Source organism: Micromonospora sp. WMMD1082, assembly GCF_029626175.1.
Classification (GTDB): Bacteria; Actinomycetota; Actinomycetes; order Mycobacteriales; family Micromonosporaceae; genus Micromonospora.
On sequence record NZ_JARUBM010000002.1, the window covers coordinates 2,820,466 to 2,837,459 of the forward strand.

At 72.5% G+C, this 16,994-nt stretch carries 13 protein-coding genes, 1 tRNA gene and 1 pseudogene; 8 read left to right on the plus strand and 7 right to left on the minus strand.

The features are described 5' to 3' along the window. Positions 1-53 precede the first annotated feature (53 nt). The 3 genes from O7615_RS12995 to O7615_RS13005 all read right to left on the minus strand — a co-directional run bounded on the left by O7615_RS12995 (position 54) and on the right by O7615_RS13005 (position 2,114). Positions 54-866 (minus strand): WecB/TagA/CpsF family glycosyltransferase, encoded by an 813-nt coding sequence (locus O7615_RS12995; RefSeq protein WP_278177741.1) that lies wholly within the window; start codon positions 864-866, stop codon positions 54-56. Then, complete coding sequence (locus O7615_RS13000) at positions 848-1,921, minus strand: NAD-dependent epimerase/dehydratase family protein (RefSeq protein WP_278177742.1); 1,074 nt, start codon at positions 1,919-1,921, stop codon at positions 848-850. The genes O7615_RS12995 and O7615_RS13000 overlap by 19 nt, the downstream gene beginning before the upstream one ends. A 107-nt stretch (positions 1,922-2,028) precedes the next feature. Further along, positions 2,029-2,114: transfer RNA gene (locus O7615_RS13005), tRNA-Leu, on the minus strand. A gap of 227 nt (positions 2,115-2,341) precedes the next feature. On the opposite strand from O7615_RS13005, the gene O7615_RS13010 reads away from it, so the two are divergent. The 8 genes from O7615_RS13010 to O7615_RS13045 all read left to right on the plus strand — a co-directional run bounded on the left by O7615_RS13010 (position 2,342) and on the right by O7615_RS13045 (position 12,089). Then, positions 2,342-3,130, plus strand: a complete 789-nt coding sequence (locus O7615_RS13010; RefSeq protein ID WP_278177743.1) for a DUF3662 and FHA domain-containing protein — start codon at positions 2,342-2,344, stop codon at positions 3,128-3,130. Positions 3,131-3,136: 6 nt separating this feature from the next. Next, positions 3,137-3,625, plus strand: a complete 489-nt coding sequence (locus O7615_RS13015; RefSeq protein WP_278177744.1) for an FHA domain-containing protein — start codon at positions 3,137-3,139, stop codon at positions 3,623-3,625. Continuing rightward, entirely contained in the window at positions 3,622-5,079 is a 1,458-nt protein-coding gene (locus O7615_RS13020) for a protein phosphatase 2C domain-containing protein (protein ID WP_278177745.1), read from the plus strand. The genes O7615_RS13015 and O7615_RS13020 overlap by 4 nt, the downstream gene beginning before the upstream one ends. A 26-nt stretch (positions 5,080-5,105) precedes the next feature. Continuing rightward, complete coding sequence (locus O7615_RS13025) at positions 5,106-6,596, plus strand: FtsW/RodA/SpoVE family cell cycle protein (protein ID WP_278177746.1); 1,491 nt, start codon at positions 5,106-5,108, stop codon at positions 6,594-6,596. Then, the gene (locus O7615_RS13030) at positions 6,593-8,098 is read left to right on the plus strand and encodes a penicillin-binding protein 2 (protein ID WP_278177747.1); all 1,506 of its coding nucleotides are present in this window, start codon (positions 6,593-6,595) and stop codon (positions 8,096-8,098) included. Before O7615_RS13025 ends, O7615_RS13030 begins: the two co-directional genes overlap by 4 nt. A 1-nt stretch (position 8,099) precedes the next feature. Continuing rightward, positions 8,100-9,470, plus strand: a complete 1,371-nt coding sequence (locus tag O7615_RS13035; RefSeq protein WP_278177748.1) for a serine/threonine-protein kinase — start codon at positions 8,100-8,102, stop codon at positions 9,468-9,470. Beyond that, positions 9,467-11,293 (plus strand): Stk1 family PASTA domain-containing Ser/Thr kinase, encoded by a 1,827-nt coding sequence (pknB, locus tag O7615_RS13040; protein ID WP_278177749.1) that lies wholly within the window; start codon positions 9,467-9,469, stop codon positions 11,291-11,293. The genes O7615_RS13035 and pknB overlap by 4 nt, the downstream gene beginning before the upstream one ends. A gap of 109 nt (positions 11,294-11,402) precedes the next feature. Then, a complete protein-coding gene (locus O7615_RS13045) occupies positions 11,403-12,089 on the plus strand; it encodes a YdcF family protein (RefSeq protein ID WP_278177750.1) in 687 nt (228 codons plus the stop codon). Positions 12,090-12,207: 118 nt separating this feature from the next. Here O7615_RS13045 and O7615_RS13050 read toward each other — a convergent pair whose 3' ends face one another. From O7615_RS13050 to O7615_RS13065, 4 genes and pseudogenes are all read right to left on the minus strand, one after another. Next, positions 12,208-12,858 (minus strand): aminodeoxychorismate/anthranilate synthase component II, encoded by a 651-nt coding sequence (locus O7615_RS13050; RefSeq protein WP_278177751.1) that lies wholly within the window; start codon positions 12,856-12,858, stop codon positions 12,208-12,210. Between the two features lie 4 nt (positions 12,859-12,862). Next, complete coding sequence (locus O7615_RS13055) at positions 12,863-13,165, minus strand: hypothetical protein (RefSeq protein WP_278177753.1); 303 nt, start codon at positions 13,163-13,165, stop codon at positions 12,863-12,865. A gap of 2 nt (positions 13,166-13,167) precedes the next feature. Next, a pseudogene (locus tag O7615_RS13060) lies at positions 13,168-14,091 on the minus strand (class E sortase); the annotation flags it as partial. A gap of 2,086 nt (positions 14,092-16,177) precedes the next feature. Beyond that, on the minus strand, positions 16,178-16,978 hold the full coding sequence (locus O7615_RS13065) for a DUF881 domain-containing protein (protein WP_278177754.1): 801 nt from the start codon (positions 16,976-16,978) through the stop codon (positions 16,178-16,180). Positions 16,979-16,994: the final 16 nt, after the last annotated feature.

The following is a 16,994-nucleotide window of genomic DNA, read 5'->3' on the forward strand; positions in this document are numbered from 1 at the left end:
CGGCGGGAAGCCGGGGCCCGGTTGCCGTGCGTGCTCCGGTAGCCAGGTGCGGGTCAGACCGCGAACTCGGCCGGTCGCTCGGTGGTCGGTGCGGGCGGTGGGGCCTTCCACAGCCCGGTCTTCTGCGCGAACAACCGACTCAGGTACGCGGGGTTGAGGATCAGGTAGCGCCGCCACAGCCGCTTCGGCTCCAGGCCTAGCCGCCAGAACCACTCCAACCCGGCGCGCTGCATCCACGGCGGCGGCTGGTTCAGCAGCCCGGCGTGATAGTCGAAGGCCGCGCCGACCGCCATCAGCGGCATGTCCAGCAGCGGGCGCATCGCGTACGCGAAGACCTCCTGGCGGGGACAGCCCAGCCCGACCAGTACCAGCCGGGCACCGCTGGCCCGGATCCGGTCGGCGATCTCGACGTCCTCACCCGGCTGCACGCCGCGGAACTTGGACGCCTCCACCCCGGCAATCTTCAGGGCCGGGAACATCCGTTCCAGGGCCGGAATCAGCCGGGCGAGGGTCTCGTCGGTCGAGCCGTACAGGTAGACCGGCAGGCCCTCGTCGGCGAAGCGGGAGAGCACGTGCAGGGTCAGGGTGGGCCCGTAGACCCGGTCGGTGAGCCCGGCGCCGTGCAGCAGGTTCAGTGCCCAACGCACCGGCTGCCCGTCCGGGGTCACCACGTCGAAGGAGTTGAGCCGGGCGTTGTGCGCCCGGTCCAGCACCCCGGTCATCACGCCGTGCACGGCCAGCGCGGTCAGCGCCAGCGGGCGGCGCTCCTGCGCGGCCGCCACGACCCGCTCGGTGGCGTCGGCGTAGTCGGTGGCGTCGACCAGGACGCCGAGGACGTTCTTCTTGGTCACGCTGCTGGCACCCACTTGTCCACGTTGGCCTCGTAGATCTCTCGCATGATCATTGGTACGTCGTAGACCTGCTTCCAGTCCGGATAGTCGGCCTGGAACGCCTCGTTCGAGCCGATCCACCACTTGTGGTCGCCGATCCGGTTGGCCTCGACGTACTCGGTGATCATTTCTTGGCCGGTGATCTCCTCGGCCAGCGCGAACGCCTCCCGGTTGGAGGTGTTGGAGTGCCGGCCGCCACCGAGGTTGTAGACCGCCGCGGAACGCGGGTCGCGGAAGAACGCCTCGAACGCGGAGACCACGTCCGAGCTGTGGATGGCGTCCCGGACCTGCTTGCCCTGGTAGCCGAAGATCTTGTACGTCCGGCGCTCCATGTTGGCCCGCATCACATACCCGAGGAAGCCGTGCAGCTCGGTCGCCGAGTGCGCCGGGCCGGTCAGTGTCCCGCCCCGGAAGCAGGCCGTCCGCATGCCGAAGTAGCGGCCGTACTCCTGCACCATGACGTCCGCCGCGACCTTCGAGGCGCCGAAGATGGAGTGCAGGCAGGCGTCGATCGACATGTCCTCGCGGATGCCCTGCTCGTACGGGTGGCCCGCCTCGATCTCCCAGCGGGTCTCCCGCTCGACCAGCGGCAGGCTGTTCGGCCGGTCGCCGTAGACCTTGTTGGTGGAGCAGTGGATGACCGGCGCGTCGATGCAGTGCTCCCGGACGCTCTGCAGCACGTTCAGGGTGCCGGCGGCGTTCACGTCGAAGTCGGTGAACGGGTCGCGCACGGCCCAGTCGTGCGAGGGCTGTGCGGCGGTGTGGATCACCACGGCCACGTCCCGGCCGTACCGCCCGAACAGCGCGCCGAGCGCCCCGCGGTCCCGGATGTCGATGCTGTGGTGCGAGTACGCCTCACCCAGGTCGTCGGTCAGCCGGCGGACGTTCCACGCGGTGGACGCCTCCTCGCCGAAGAACTCCTGCCGCATGTCGTTGTCGATGCCGACGACGTCGAGACCGAGGCCGGCGAAGTGCCGGACCGCCTCGGAGCCGATCAGCCCGCCGGAGCCGGTCACGAATGCGACACTCACATGCCACTCCTGGTGCGTCGGAGGCAGAAACTATCGGAGCATAGCGTGACGCCCGGCATGTCCCGATACGGGAGCGAGGGCCCCGCACGGCGCGGAGCCCTCGTCTGTGGTGGGGAAGGGGGGAGTTGAACCCCCACGCCCTTTCGGGCACACGGACCTGAACCGTGCGCGTCTGCCATTCCGCCACTTCCCCGTGGCTCGACCTCGGACAACGTGATCCAGGCCGACGCCGCTGTCGCCAGCGGACCCCGGCCATGTTACGTGGCCCCCGGTCTTCGCCGCGAATGGCATTCGCTGCTCGCAGCGGTTACCGTTCGTGGCGGACGAAAGAGTAGCACGACAATCCGGAGCCGTCCGAACGGGCCGTGGCCTGCTGGCCGAGCGGCGTGTGAGCTGCGTGCGCTCTGGGCGGATACCATCATGTCCTCGGGACCCGAGGAGGAGCCGGTGAGCGTGCTGCAACGCTTCGAGAAGCGTCTGGAAGGCCTGGTAGAAGGGGCCTTCGCCAAGGTCTTCAAAGGGGTGGTACACCCTGTGGAGATCCTCAACGCCATGCAGCGGGAGGCCGAGGCACACAAGGCCATCCTGGCTGGTGGGCGCACGTTGGTGCCCAACCGCTACGTGATCGATCTCTCGCCGTACGACCACAGTCGGCTGGCGCCGTACGCCGCCGCGCTGGCCCAGGAGTTGGCCCAGTCGCAGGCGGAGTTCATCGGCGAGCAGGCGTGGACGGTCTACGGAGACGTGATCGTCGAGATCGAGCGCGGTGAAGGACTGGACACCGGAATGTTCCGGGTCACCGCGGAGGTCTACACCGGTGGCGACGTCGCCCCGGTCTCGGCGCCCGGCTACGACGCCGGCCCGCCCGGCTACCCGTCGTACGACCAGGGCGGCGGCTACGGCCCGCCGCCGGGTCACGGCGGTGGGCGCAACGTGCGGCTGGTCTCCGGTGACGGCCGCACCTACCCGCTGCAGATGGGCTCGACCGTGATCGGTCGCGGCGACCAGGCCAACCTGCGCCTGCCGGACGTCGGCATCTCCCGGCGACACGCCCGGCTGGACTTCGACGGTGGGCAGGTGGTGCTGACCGATCTCGGCTCGACCAACGGCACCATGGTCAACGGCCAGCGGGTCTCCGCCGTGGCGCTGAACCCCGGTGACATGATCCAGCTCGGCACGACCACTCTGACCTTCCGCGTGGACGGCTGATCCGCCTTGCCGGAACTCGTCATCACCGTCGCCCGGTTCGGATTCCTCGTCCTGCTGTGGATCTTCGTGTTCACGGTGGTCGGCGTCATCCGTCGGGACCTCTTCGCGGGGGCCCGTACGGGCCGGCTGGTGGCCGCGCCCCGGGCGGTGGGCGCGTCGACCGGTCAGGCGACGTCGAAGCCGGCGAAGGTGAAGCGGGGCCGGGCGGCGCATCAGCTGGTGGTGACCGCCGGCCAGTTGGCCGGTACCCGGATCACCCTGGGTGAGGCGCAGATAACCATCGGTCGTGCGGAGGACTCCACCCTCGTCATCACCGACGACTACGCCTCCGCGCGACACGCCCGGCTCGTGCCACGTGACGGGCAATGGTTCGTCGAGGACCTCGGCTCGACTAACGGGACGTACCTCGATCGCGCTAAGGTCACCGGACCGACCCCCGTCCCCCTCGGCGTGCCGATTCGCATCGGCCGCACCTCTCTCGAATTACGGCCATGACTCTGACCCTGCGCTATGCGGCCCACAGCGACCGCGGTCTGATCCGAGACGGTAATCAGGACTCCGTCTACGCCGGGCCGCGGCTACTCGCCGTCGCCGACGGCATGGGCGGCATGGCCGCCGGTGACGTCGCCAGCAACATCGTCATCGGTGCCATGGCGCCGCTGGACGAGGACGTCCCCGGTGACGCCCTGGTCGACGCGCTCCGCTCCGCCGTGGGCACCGCCAATCAGCAGCTCCGCGAGACCGTGGAGGCCAACCCGCAGTTGGAGGGGATGGGCACCACGCTGACCGCGACCCTCTTCTCCGGCAGCAAGCTGGGCATGGTCCACATCGGCGACTCGCGGGCCTACCTCCTGCGTGACGGAGAGTTCGCGCAGATCACCAAGGACGACACCTACGTCCAGATGCTCGTCGACGAGGGCCGGATCAGCCCGGAGGAGGCGAGCAGTCACCCCCAGCGCTCGCTGCTCACCCGCGCGCTGGACGGCCGCGACATCGACCCGGAGTACTCGGTCCGGCAGGTGCTTCCCGGCGACCGTTACCTGATCTGCTCCGACGGGCTCTCCGGCGTGGTCAGCGCGGAGACCATCGCCGAGGCGATGCGCGAGTACGCCGATCCGCAGCAGTGCGTCGAGCGGCTCGTGCAGCTCGCCCTGCGCGGCGGCGGCCCGGACAACATCACGGTGATCATCGCCGACGCCACCGATCGGGACATCGTCGAGGCGGCGCCGATCGTCGGCGGCGCGGCGGCCCGCGATCGGGGCATGGCCACCTCGGCGGACGGCTCCACCCCGGCCGCACGCGCCTCCGCGCTCTCCGCCCCCCGGCCCGCCACACCCGACGAGCCCGCCGCGAACGCCGACGACGAGCCGGAGACGCGCCGCCGCCCGCTGCGCGCGCTCGCGATGGCGACCGCCCTGCTGGTGATCGTCGGCGGCGGCGTGTTCGCCGGGTGGAGCTACACCCAGCGGCAGTACTACGTCGGCGCGACGGACGACGGCCAGGTGGCCGTGTTCCGGGGGGTCCAGGGCCAGATCGCCGGCATGGATCTCTCCAGCGTGCACTCGACGAGCCCCGCCCAGCTGGACGACCTCACCCTCGCCGCGCAGGAGCAGGTCAAGCAGGGCATCCCGGCCAAGAGCGAGCCGGACGCGGAACGGCGGCTGGCGGAGCTGACGATGGACAGCCCGACCAACGTGAACCTCAAGCCGATCTGCCCGCCCACGCCGAGCCCGGCCGCCCCGACGGGCGTGCCCTCGCCGACGCCGAGTGCACCGGACGGCTCGCCGTCGCCGCCGGACGGCTCGGTGGCCCCCACCGCCGCCGGCACGCCCGTCGGCACCTCCGCCCCCGCACCGGACAGCACGGCACCGGAGAGCACGCCCGACGCCCCTCCCGTCGACACCTTCTCGCCCACGGTCGACCCGGCGGCCTGCCGGTCGCCCGAGTAGGCACCGGCTCCGACCTGAGGACGATCGTGACCGCAGCGGCCACCCCGGCGACCTCGCCCGCGACAGCGGGCGAGCGACCCGGCGTACGCCTGGCCCGGTCCCGGCGCAACGCCGAGCTGTCGCTGCTGCTGCTGGCCATGGCGCTGGTGGCCGCGTACGGGGCGATGGTCGAGGCGAACGTGCTCGACACGGTCACCCCGGGATTCTGGGTGCCGGCCGCCGCGCTCACCGCGGTCTTCCTCGGCATGCACCTGGTGATCAGGTTCCTGGCACCGTTCGCCGATCCGGCCCTGCTGCCGGCGGTGGCCCTGCTCAACGGGTTGGGGGTCGGCTTCCTGCGGCGGCTCGATCTGGCCCGGGCGGCCCCCGAGGAGCGGGTCGACCTGGCCATCTTCGCCGGCATCGGTGGCCGGCAACTGGCCTGGACGCTGGTCTCGGTGATCCTCGCCGCCGGGCTGCTGGCCCTGATGCGCGACCACCGGTCGGTCTCCCGGTACGCGTACACGCTGGGTCTGGCGGGCATCGTGCTGGTCATGCTGCCGGCGGTGCTGCCGGCCAGCATCTCCGAGATCAACGGCGCGAAGCTGTGGGTACGCATCGGCAGCTTCTCCATCCAGCCCGGCGAGTTCGCCAAGCTCGCCCTGCTGGTCTTCTTCGCCTACTACCTCGTCCGCAAGCGCGAGGTGCTGTCGCTGGCGAGTCACCGGATCCTCGGCATCGACTTCCCGCGCGGGCGCGACCTCGGCCCGGTGCTCGTCGTCTGGGCGATCAGCCTGCTGGTCCTCATCTTCGAGAAGGACCTGGGCACCTCGCTGCTCTACTTCGGCATGTTCGTGGCAACGGTCTACATCGCCACCGAACGGGTCAGCTGGCTGCTCATCGGTCTGGTCCTCTTCTTCGGCGGCGCCTACCTCGCGTACGTGCTCGGCGAGGCGGTCGGCGGGCCGTTCGCGAACTTCTACCTGCGGGCGGAGATCTGGCTCGACCCGTTCGGTGACCCGTACGACTCCGGTTACCAACTGGTGCAGGGGCTGCTCGCACTCGGCACCGGCGGGCTGTTCGGCGCCGGGCCGGGCGGTGGCCAGCCGCTGCTGCTGCCCGAGGTGCAGAACGACTTCATCTTCGCCGGCATCGGCGAGGAGATCGGCCTGTTCGGCCTCTCCGCGCTGCTGGTGATCTACCTGCTGATCGTCGAGCGGGGCCTGCGGGCCGCCCTGGCGGTGCGGGACTCGTTCGGCAAGCTGCTCGCCGGTGGCCTGGCCTTCACCCTGGCGTTGCAGGTCTTCGTGATCGTCGGCGGGATCAGCGGGCTCATCCCGCTCACCGGCCAGACCACGCCGTTCCTCTCCGCCGGTGGCTCCTCGCTGATGGCGAACTGGCTGCTCGTCGCGGTGCTGCTGCGGGTCTCCGACGCCGGTCGCCGCCCGGTCAGCGGTGTCGGCGGCAAGGTGAACCGGCCCGCCGGCGGCCCACCAGAGCAACTGCACGGTGCCACCACGGAGGTGATCAGGCCGTGAACGCACCCCTGCGCCGGGTCGGTGTCGTCGTCATCGTCCTGTTCGGCCTGCTCTTCGCGAACCTGAACTGGATCCAGGCCTACAAGGCCGACGAATACCGCACCAGTGACTACAACGGTCGGGTCCAGGTCGCCAAGTACGACCGCAAGCGCGGCAACATCGAGGCCGGCGGCACCGCCCTGGCCGTCAGCAAGGAGACCGACGGCGAGCTGAAGTACCTGCGCACCTACCCGGGCGGCGCGAAGTATGCCCACGTGCTCGGGTACGAGCCGGTGAACGGATCCGCGACCGGCCTGGAGCGCTCCGAGAACGACTTCCTCGCCGGCACCAGCGACCAGCTCATCATCAACCGGCTGCGGGACATGGTCACCGGCGACCGCACCGCCGGCGGCAACGTGCTGCTCACCCTCTCCCAGCGCGCGCAGGACGCCGCGTACGACGAGTTGCGCAACAACAACCGCGGCGTGAACAAGGGCGCGGCGATCGCCATCGACCCGCGGACCGGGGCCGTGCAGGCGCTGGTCTCCATGCCCAGCTTCGACCCGAACCCGCTGGCCAGCCACAACACCAACGAGGCGAGCCGGGAGTACAACAAGCTCGAACAGAACGCGGGACGGCCGCTGCGGAACCGGGCCCTCGCCGAGGTGCTGCCGCCCGGCTCCACCTTCAAGATCGTGGTGGCCGCCGCGGCGCTGGAGAACGGGATCGGCAAGGACACCAACATCCCGGCCGGATCGAGCTACACGCCACCCACCTCCGGCGAGTCGATCACGAACGCCGCGCCGTCGATCTGCCCGCAGTCCCAGGTGACCCTGATGCGGGCGGTCACCGAGTCCTGCAACACCGGCTTCGCCAAGCTCGGCGTGCAGCTCGGCCCCGACGTGATCAAGGAGAAGGCCCGGCAGTTCGGGTTCGAGCAGGAGGACCTGACCGTCGGCCGGCTCGGCGAGGGTGGCCAGGCCGTGGCGGCCAGCCGTACCGGCAGCATGGAGAACCCCGACGGCGGTGCCGACCCGGCGGCGCTGGCCCAGTCCTCGATCGGGCAGCGTGACGTGCGGATGACCCCGCTGGAGGGGGCCATGATCGCCGCGGCGGTGGCCAACAACGGCAGCCAGATGCGGCCGTACCTGGTGCGCCAGCTGCTGGCGCCGGACCGCACCACCGTCTACGACACCGCCGACCCGCGCGAGCTGCGCCGGCCGATCAGCGGCCAGGTCGCCGCCGACCTGCGGGACATGATGGTCAGCGCCGTCGAGAACGGCACCGGCCGCAACGCGCGGATCAACGGCTACACCGTCGGCGGCAAGACCGGCACCGCCCAGTCCGCGCCGGACCGACCGGACCACGGCTGGTTCATCGGTTTCGCGCTCGACTCCGACGGCAATCCGGTCTCGGCCGTCTGCGTCGTCCTGGAGGAGGCGGGCAGCGGCGGCAGCGCCGAGGCCGCCCGGATCGCCGGCCAGATCATGCGTGCCGCCATCGCCGAGCCCGGGGGGCGCTGACATGCTCAGTCCCGGAGTGCAGCTCGGCAACCGCTACCGGCTCGACGAGCGGATCGCCAGCGGTGGCATGGGTGACGTCTGGCGCGGCACCGACCAGGTGCTCGGCCGTACGGTGGCGGTCAAGAGCCTGCTCCCGGCGCTGCTGGACGAGCCGGGCTTCGCCGAGCGCTTCCGTGGCGAGGCCCGCACCATGGCGACGATCAACCACCCGGGCGTCGTCGACGTCTACGACTTCGGCAACGACCAGCAGATCGCCTTCCTGGTGATGGAGTACGTCGAGGGCGACCCCCTCTCGGCCACGCTGAGTCGGGTCGGCCGGCTCACCCCGGCGCGGACCATGGCGCTGGTCGCCCAGGCCGCCGACGCGCTGCACGCCGCCCACGTGAAGGGCATCGTGCACCGGGACGTGAAGCCCGGCAACCTGCTGGTCCGCCCGAACGGCACGCTGGTGCTGACCGACTTCGGCATCGCCCGCTCCGAACTCGTCGGGCAGCTCACTGCGGCCGGCTCGGTGCTCGGCACCGCGTCGTACATCTCGCCCGAGCAGGCCACCGGCCAGGTTGCCACGCCCGCCTCCGACGTCTACGCCCTCGGTGTGGTCGCGTACCAGTGCCTCGCCGGGCGCCGGCCCTTCGAGGGCGACAATCCCCTCGACATCGCCATGCGGCACGTCCGGGAGAACCCCCGGCCGCTGCCGTCCGACATCCCGCCCCAGGTCCGCGCACTGGTGGAGCGGGCGCTGGCCAAGGACCCGAAGGACCGCTGGCCGAGCGCCGCCGCGCTGGCCGCAGTGGCCCGGCAGTTGAAGACGGCCCTGTCCCAGCAGGCCCGCGCCGGCGGTCAGGCCGCTCCGATCTCCGCCGCGCCGGCCTCGCCGGCCCCGGGCCGCGCGCAGGTGCCGCAGCCGCCGCGTACCCCGGCGGCACCGCACTCCCCGGCCGCACCGCACGCGCTGGCGGCGGGGCACCGGCCGCCACCCCACCCGCAGGCCCGTCCGCCGGCGCCGCCGCACCCCACAGCGGTCGCGCCGGCCGCGACCGGCTATCCGCGTGGCGCGGCCACGGTCCCGCCGGGGTACGCTCCGCAGTCCGGCCCGTCACGGCCGGTTCCCCGACGGTCACGATCCGGGATGGTGTTCCTGGCTATCGTGCTGGGCGCACTGGTCCTCCTCTGCTCCGGCGTGATTTCCTACCAACTGCGGAACAATCTCGGCGCGGGTGCGTCGGGTGCGGTTTCCGTGCAAGCGGTGACGTCCGACGCGCTGCGGCCCGACGGACGAGACGATCCAGCCGGTACGGCGTACCGTCGACTGGATCAGCCCGGAACGGGCGGCGACGAGACGACGACGAGCGAAGGACGACAGACGCGATGACAGCGCAGGCCCGCCTGCTCGGTGGCAGGTACCAGGTCGGCGAGCTGCTCGGCTATGGCGGCATGGCCGAGGTGCATCGCGGTCGCGACCTGCGGCTCGGTCGGGACGTCGCGATCAAGATGCTCCGCGCCGACCTGGCCCGGGACGCCACCTTCCAGATGCGCTTCCGGCGGGAGGCGCAGAACGCCGCCTCGCTCAACCATCCGGCCATCGTCGCCGTCTACGACACGGGTGAGGAGCAGGCGCCGACCGGCGAGACCCTCCCGTTCATCGTGATGGAGTTCGTGAACGGGCGGACGTTGAAGGAGGTGCTCGGCGCCGAGGGGCGGTTGCAGCCCCGTCGGGCGTTGGAGATCTGCGCCGACATCTGCGCCGCGCTCGACTTCAGCCACCGGCACGGCATCATCCACCGCGACATCAAGCCGGGCAACGTGATGCTCACCCAGACCGGTCAGGTCAAGGTGATGGACTTCGGCATCGCCCGGGCGCTGGCCAGCGGTGCCACCACGATGACGCAGACCAGCGCGGTCATCGGCACCGCACAATATCTCTCCCCCGAGCAGGCGCGCGGCGAGGCGGTCGACGCCCGCTCCGACGTGTACGCCGCCGGCTGTGTGCTCTTCGAACTGCTCTGCGGGCACCCGCCGTTCGTGGGCGACAGCCCGGTCAGCGTCGCGTACCAGCACGTCCGGGAGGCGCCGCCGACGCCGAGCGACCTCAACCCGGACGTCAACCCGGCGGTCGACGCGATCGTGCTCAAGGCGCTGTCGAAGAACCCGCTCAACCGCTACCAGAGCGCCGGCGAGATGCGGGCGGATCTGCTCCGCGCGGCGGCCGGCCGACCGGTGATGGCGACCCCGGTGATGCGCGAGGACGAGACCGTGGCGATGGCCGCGGCCGGTGGCCCGGGCTACCCGTCGGCCGGGGCGACGCAGACCCGGCAGATCCCGGCCCGGGTGGGTGATCCGCGCCAGCGCAAGGCGTCCTCCTGGCTCCTCGCCACGTTCGCGGCGCTCGGCGTGCTCGCGGTGATCGCCCTGGTCGCCGCGCTGCTGCTGAACAACAACAGGGAGGCGGAGGCCCTTCCGGTGCCGACGGTCACCGAGTTGAGCCTGGCGGACGCGTTCGAGCAGATCCAGCAGGCCGGCCTGGTCCCGGAGCGCGGCGAAGACGTGTTCACCTCGGACTGCAAGGAGGGCACCGTCACCAACCAATCGCCCTCCGCCGGCGAGCAGGTGGCGCCGAACAGCACGGTGACCGTGGAGATCTGTGGCGGCAAGCCCGAGGTGACGATCCCGAACGGCCTGGTCGGCAGCACCCGCGAGGCCGCCGAGGAGCGGCTCGACGAGCTGAAGCTCGAGGTCAAGGTCGCGCAGAAGGACAGCGCGGAGAGCGCGGGTCAGGTGCTGGAGGTTTCCCCCGCATCCGGTGAAAAGGTCGCGGAGGGCAGCGAGGTCACCCTCACCGTCTCCAGGGGCAACATCGTGCCGGTCCCGTCCGTGGTCGGTCTCACCGAAGCGGAGGCGAAGCGGACCCTGGAGGACGCCGGCTTCAAGCCCGCCGTCGAGCTCGGCCCGGAGGTGCCCGCCGACCAGGCCGGGCGGGTGGTCGACCAGAGCCCGAACGCCAATACCCAGCGCACCAAGGGCAGCCGGGTGGAGATCGTCGTGTCGGTGGCCGAGCCGGAGAACCCGGACCCGCCGACCCAGACCCCGCCGCCGCCCACTGGCACCCCGACCACCCCGCCGCCGGATGACGACGGTGGTGGCGGTGGTGGCGGCCTCCTGCCGTCCGTCCCGCCGTTCCGCCTCTCCGGCGAGTAATCGCATTGGCCGGCTCGACCGGGTGCGTTCGTGGTCGCTGGAGTGACCACAAACGCACCCGATGTGGCCGGTGCCGGGGAACCGATGGCGGCGAAGCGCGGTCCGCTCGATGACCGAGCCGGCGGCCCGGGCCGCCCGGTGGCGGCGTCGCCTGACCCGGGCAGCCGCTCTGGGAGTGGCCGTCCTGCTGCTCGTCAGCCTGCCGTGGCTGTGGACGACGATCGCCGCCCGCGGCCACCTGCACCCGGTGGCGGAGGCACCGACTGTCGACGTCGTGATCGTGCTGGGCACTGCCGTGACGGAGGACGGACGCCAGCCCGGCCCCCGGCTGGCCGGTCGTCTGGAGACCGCCGCCGAGCTGGTGCACCGCCAGCAGGCTCGGGTGGTGCTGGTGTCGGGCGACGGAGGCGGGGCATCCGGGGACGAGCCGGCGGCGATGACCCTGGAGCTGACCGGGCGGCTCGGCGTCGATCCGCGGCAGGTGATCGCCGACCCGCACGGCCTGGACACGTACGACAGTTGTCGCCGGGCGCGCGAGGTGTACGGGATCGAGCGGGCCCTGATCGTCACCCAGTCCTACCACCTGTCCCGCGCGGTGACCCTCTGCCGGCACCTCGGCATCGACGCCGAGGGAGTGCCCGCCCGCTGCTCGGGCTGTGGTTCGGCCCAGCTCGCGCGGAAGGCAGCTCGGGACTACCTCGCCAGCGGCAAGGCGGCCTGGGACGCGATCCGTGATCGGCCGCCGACCGTCACCTCGCCCCCCGACCCCGGCGTTTCCGACGCCCTGGCCCGCTGACCGCCACGGCCAATCCCGTTCGGGCCGACCACGTCTGGACGCCAACCGGCCTATCGACGGGATCCGGTTGATCGCGCCGGCGTTCACGGGCGCCGGGGGCCCGGCGTGGGGTCTGACCTCAGGCGGTGGCGAAGGCGGCGCGGCGGCGGGCGTCGACCTCGGCTGCGAGTGCCGGGGCGCGTTCCAGCGCTTCCGGGTGGCCGCATGCGGCGAGCCAGTTGGCCAGCATCAGGTGCCCGCCCTCGGTGAGCACCGACTCCGGGTGGAACTGGACGCCCTCGATCGGCAGGGTCCGGTGGCGCATCGCCATCACGATCCCGGAGGCGGTCCAGCCGGTGACCTCCAGCTCGGCCGGCAGCGTCTCCCGCAGCACGGCGAGGGAGTGGTAGCGGGTCGCCGTGAACGGGTCGGGCAGGCCGGCGAGGACGCCCGTGTCGTCGTGCCGGATTTCCGAGGTCTTGCCGTGCAGCAGCTCCGGGGCGCGGGTGACGGTGGCGCCGAACGCCTCGCCGATGGCCTGGTGGCCGAGGCAGACGCCGAAGATCGGCAGCCGTCCGGCGTACTCGCGGATCACGTCGAGGCAGATGCCGGCCCGGTCGGGGCTGCCCGGCCCGGGTGAGAGCAGGATGCCGGCCGCGTCGACCCGCCCCACCTCGGCCACGTCGATCTCGTCGTTGCGTCGTACGTCGCACTCCACGCCGAGCTGGCCGAGGTACTGCACGAGGTTGAAGACGAACGAGTCGTAGTTGTCGATCACCAGGACGCGCACGGCCTCACTCGTCCTCGTCGGGCGGCGGGGTGTTGTTCCGATCCGTGTCGTACGGCAGGTCGTGGTCGTCGCCCGCCGGGTCCTCGCCCACCGAGCCGTCGTCGCCGGGCACCACGTCGCCGGCGGGCCCGCCCGGCACCCCGGAGTCCTCCTGGGTGACCTGCACGTCGTCGAAGGGCAGCAGCGGCTCGGCCCAGGGGAACACCACATACCAGAGCAGCGCCACCGCGGTGGTGGCGAGCAGCAGGCTGCCGACGAGCTTGCCGGGCAGCCCGAAGGGCAGCTTGCGCCAGATCCAGGCGTACATCGTCAGGTCCCCAACTCCGCCGGACGCCCCTCGCTCTTCGGCTGGGTACGCGTCAACTCGGCGTGAATGATCAACCGCTGATAGTTGTCGAACTTCGGGTTGCAGGTGGTCAGGGTCAGCATCCGTTTGGTCGGTTTCACGCCCGGCCGACCTGGCACCGGAGCCACCACCTCGACCTGTGTCGGCCTGACGATCAGGCTCTCGGTGACCTGGTAGACGTACCACTCGGTGCGGCCCTCGACGAGGATCGGGTCACCGTTGCGCAGTTCGTCCAGCCGCCAGAAGGTGGCCCGGTTCCGGTGCCCGGCCACGGAGAAGTTGCCCACCTGGCCCGGCATGGCGCTGTCCGGGTAGTGGCCCGGCGCGTACCGGATGTCCTTCTGGCCGACGCCCTCGACCACGATCCATTCCTTGTCGAACTTCGGGATGTAGAGGCCCGCGATCGGCGTGCCCTGCACCGCCGGTCTGGGTGAGGCGGACGGGCTGGCCGACGCCGCCACCGTCGGATCCGGCTCGGGGGCCCAGACCTGCGCCAACTGCTCGCTCAGCTCGCCCTGGTGGGCGTCGACGATCGCCGACTTGCCCCAGATCTCGTATCCCGCGAAGAGCAGCACCACCAGGCCGAAGGTGATCAACAGCTCGCCGCTGAACCGGAGGCCGGTGCGTACGCGGGACCAGAGCGACGGGCGGGTCAGCTCCGAGTAGACGCTCTTGTAGCCCTCACCTGTCTGGTGCGGACGCAGTTGCACCACCCGATCGCCCCGGCGCGGCTTCGGCGTCTCGGCGGGCTGGTCGGCGCCGTCGGCCGGCTCCTCGGTCGTCGGCGGCCGGGGCACGGCTCCCATCAGAGCGGTCGAGTCCATCGGGGGTGGGCTGGCCGGTCTGGCTCCGGTGACGGCCGGAATGAGCGCGGTGGCTCCCGGGTCGGCCGCCCGGTTCGGGGCGGCCTGCTGGTTCGGGGCGGCCTGCTGGTTCGGCTGGTTCGGTGCCGCCGGGTGGGCCTGCTGGTGCGGCCGGCCGGGGGTCGACGGGTGGGGCTGCTGGGCCGGCGCCACGGGCAGGCCCGTCGGGGCAGCCGCGCGGTCCGTTGCCGTCGGGTCGCCCGGAGTGACTGTCGACGCGGCCGGCGGGCTCGCCGCCGGAACGACCGTCGGGATCGGCCGGGTCGGATCCGCCGCCCGGTCAACGGCCGGACGGTCACCCGCCGCCCGGTCACCACCGGCCGGACGACCGGCGGCTGCGGCGCCGCCGACCTTGGGCATCAGCGCGGTCGGCTCCTCGCCCGACCAGCCACCCCGGCCTGCGGCGCGATCTGCCGGCTGCCGTGGCGACTCGGCCTCGGCGGTGCCGCGGCCCGCCATCTGCCAGGACGGTGCCGTCGGCGGCTGGCCGGGCAGCGCGTGGGGCGCTCCGTTCGCGGCCGGCCCGACCTGGGGCGGGTGCCCGTGACGCCCGTGCGGTGCTGCGGGCCCGCCCTGGTTCGCCTGGCCAGCCTGATTCGCCGGCCCCGGATGGTTCACCGGCCCAGCCAGGTTCGTCTGCCCGGGATGGGGTGCCTGCCCGCCGTACGCCGGCTGTCCGTACGCCGGCTGTCCGTAGGCCTGCCCGCCGTGCGGTGTGGCGGACTGCCCCGTTTGCGAAGACTGCGCTGAATGGCCGGCCGGGGGCGGCGTGGCCGGGCGCAGGCCAGCGGCGCCCGGCTGCCCGGCGCCGGGCTGCGCGAGGCCCGGCTGCGCGACGCCCGGCTGTGCGGTGCCCGGCTGTGCGGTGCCCGGGTGCGCGCTCCCCATGCCCGGCTGCGCGGTCCCGGTGCCGGGCTGCGCGGTCCTGGCGCTCTGCTGGGCGGTCCCGGTGCTGGGCTGCGCGGCGTTGTGGCTCGGCTGGGCGGTGCCGGCGGCCGACAGCGGAGCACCACCGTTTGGCTGGGCCGATCCGGCTCCAGGCCAGGTCGGGCCGGCGGCCGGCGGTGCCGGCGGCTGGGTGCCGGGCCAGGGCGCAGGCGTGCCGGTTCCCCCGGCGGCACCTGGCCGGCCCCCGTTGTCGGCCGGTGCCGACCTGCCCGGTGCGCCGGGCCCGGTGGCGGCCGCGTGACCGGGGTTCGCATCGCCGGGTCGGGTGCCGCTCGGCTGCGGCGCCCCGGCCGCGCCCCGGCTCGACTCGAACGCCCCGCGCCAGGGGGTCGGACCAACCGGAATGTCCGGTTGACCCGACGGCAGCGGTACGCCGTGCCACTGGTCGGCGCTCTCCGCGCCCTGCTGCCGCCGGCCGGGGTCGATGCCGCGACCCTGGTCCGCTGCCGGATCCCACTGGCCGGCCGTACGGCCGGGACCGGTCGAGCGGTCCGCGGAGGGCGGGGTGTCCCACTGGTTCGCGGAGTGGTCCACGGGCGGTGCCGGATCCCACTGGTTCGCGGTGCGGTCCACCGGCGGCGGGGTGTCCCACTGGTTCGCGGAGTGGTCTACCGGCGGTGCCGGATCCCACTGGTTCGCGGCACGGTCGGCGGGCGGTGCGGCGTCCCAGCGACCGGAGGTCGGGGTCTGCCGCTCCTGGCCGGGACCGGCACCCCGATGGTCGGTCGCCGGGCGGTCGGCGCGCTCCGGGCCGGGGGTCGCGGTCCAGCCGTCCGCGGTGCCGTTTCCGGCCGTCGACCGACCGGGCTGGTCCGCTGCCGGCGCGGTGTCCCACCGACCCGGGCCGGCGGGCGGGGCGGCGTCGGTGGACGCGTCGAAGCGGCCGGGGTTCGTCGGGCGCTGACTCTCCGGCAACCGGCCGGTGGCGGCCACCTGGTCGATCGGACGCGGGGGCACGGCCGGCGGTGAGTCGTACGGCGGCCGGGGCGACCCGGACCGGGTGGGCGGGACCGGGTCCGGCCACGCGCCCGCCGATCGGGGGGCCTTGGCGGGATCGTCCCGGTCGACCTTGGGCAGGAGGGCGGTGGGCTCGTCGGTCTGGTCGCGATGGCGACCGTCTGGCTGCTGGCTCACTGTGGCCTCACTGCGGCACGCTCGGGCCTCACTGCGGCACCCTCGCCGAACGCAAGGTGGTGGAATCCTCGAACGCGGGCACGGTGACGGTGCCAGGAGTCTCTGAGTAGCCGAGCTGGTAGTTGTCGACCGCGTCCCTGAACCACCGGACTCCCTCGGAAACGGCGAGGGCCTGCCGAAGTGCGGCGGGATCGCCAATTGCTACGATCTTGAAAGGTGGGGAGTACACCCGCCCGTGCAGCAGCAGGGTGTTACCCACGCAGCGTACCGCGCTGGTTGCCAGCACGCGGACGTTCATGATTGACATCGCCTCGGCGCCGCCGGCCCACAGGGCGTTCACCACCGCCTGGACATCGCCCTGGTGGACGACCAGGTCATCATTGGTGGCACCTTCGGGCAGGTTGCTGAGCTGCGGCGCGTCGTTGAGCTCGACGGTCAACCCGGGGCCGGTGAGCGCGGTGAAGCCGGCCGCGGTCCGGCTGGCGGCGGCCCGTTCCTGCTGCTCCTTGATCGGGCCGTCGGAGTCGGCGAGGACGGCCGTACGGCTCTCGACCTCCCCCCGCAGCGTGGCGGCGCGCTTCTCGTTCGTCGCCACCTGCTCGCGGCGGTCCTCGATCAGCTCGGTGAGCTGGGGCCGTCGGTCCTCGCGCAGGGCGGTACCGCCGGCGGTGGTGGCCGTGGTGGTGAAGAGCAGCCCGGCCGCGAGGGCGATCAACGGCACGCCGACCGACCAACCCGGCCGGCGTTGGCGTGGCCGCCCGGGCAGCAACCCGGCGACGAGTCGCCGCAGCGCCTTCTGCCACGACGCCGCGCCGGACGTGTACTCCACGGACCGTCCCCCCTTG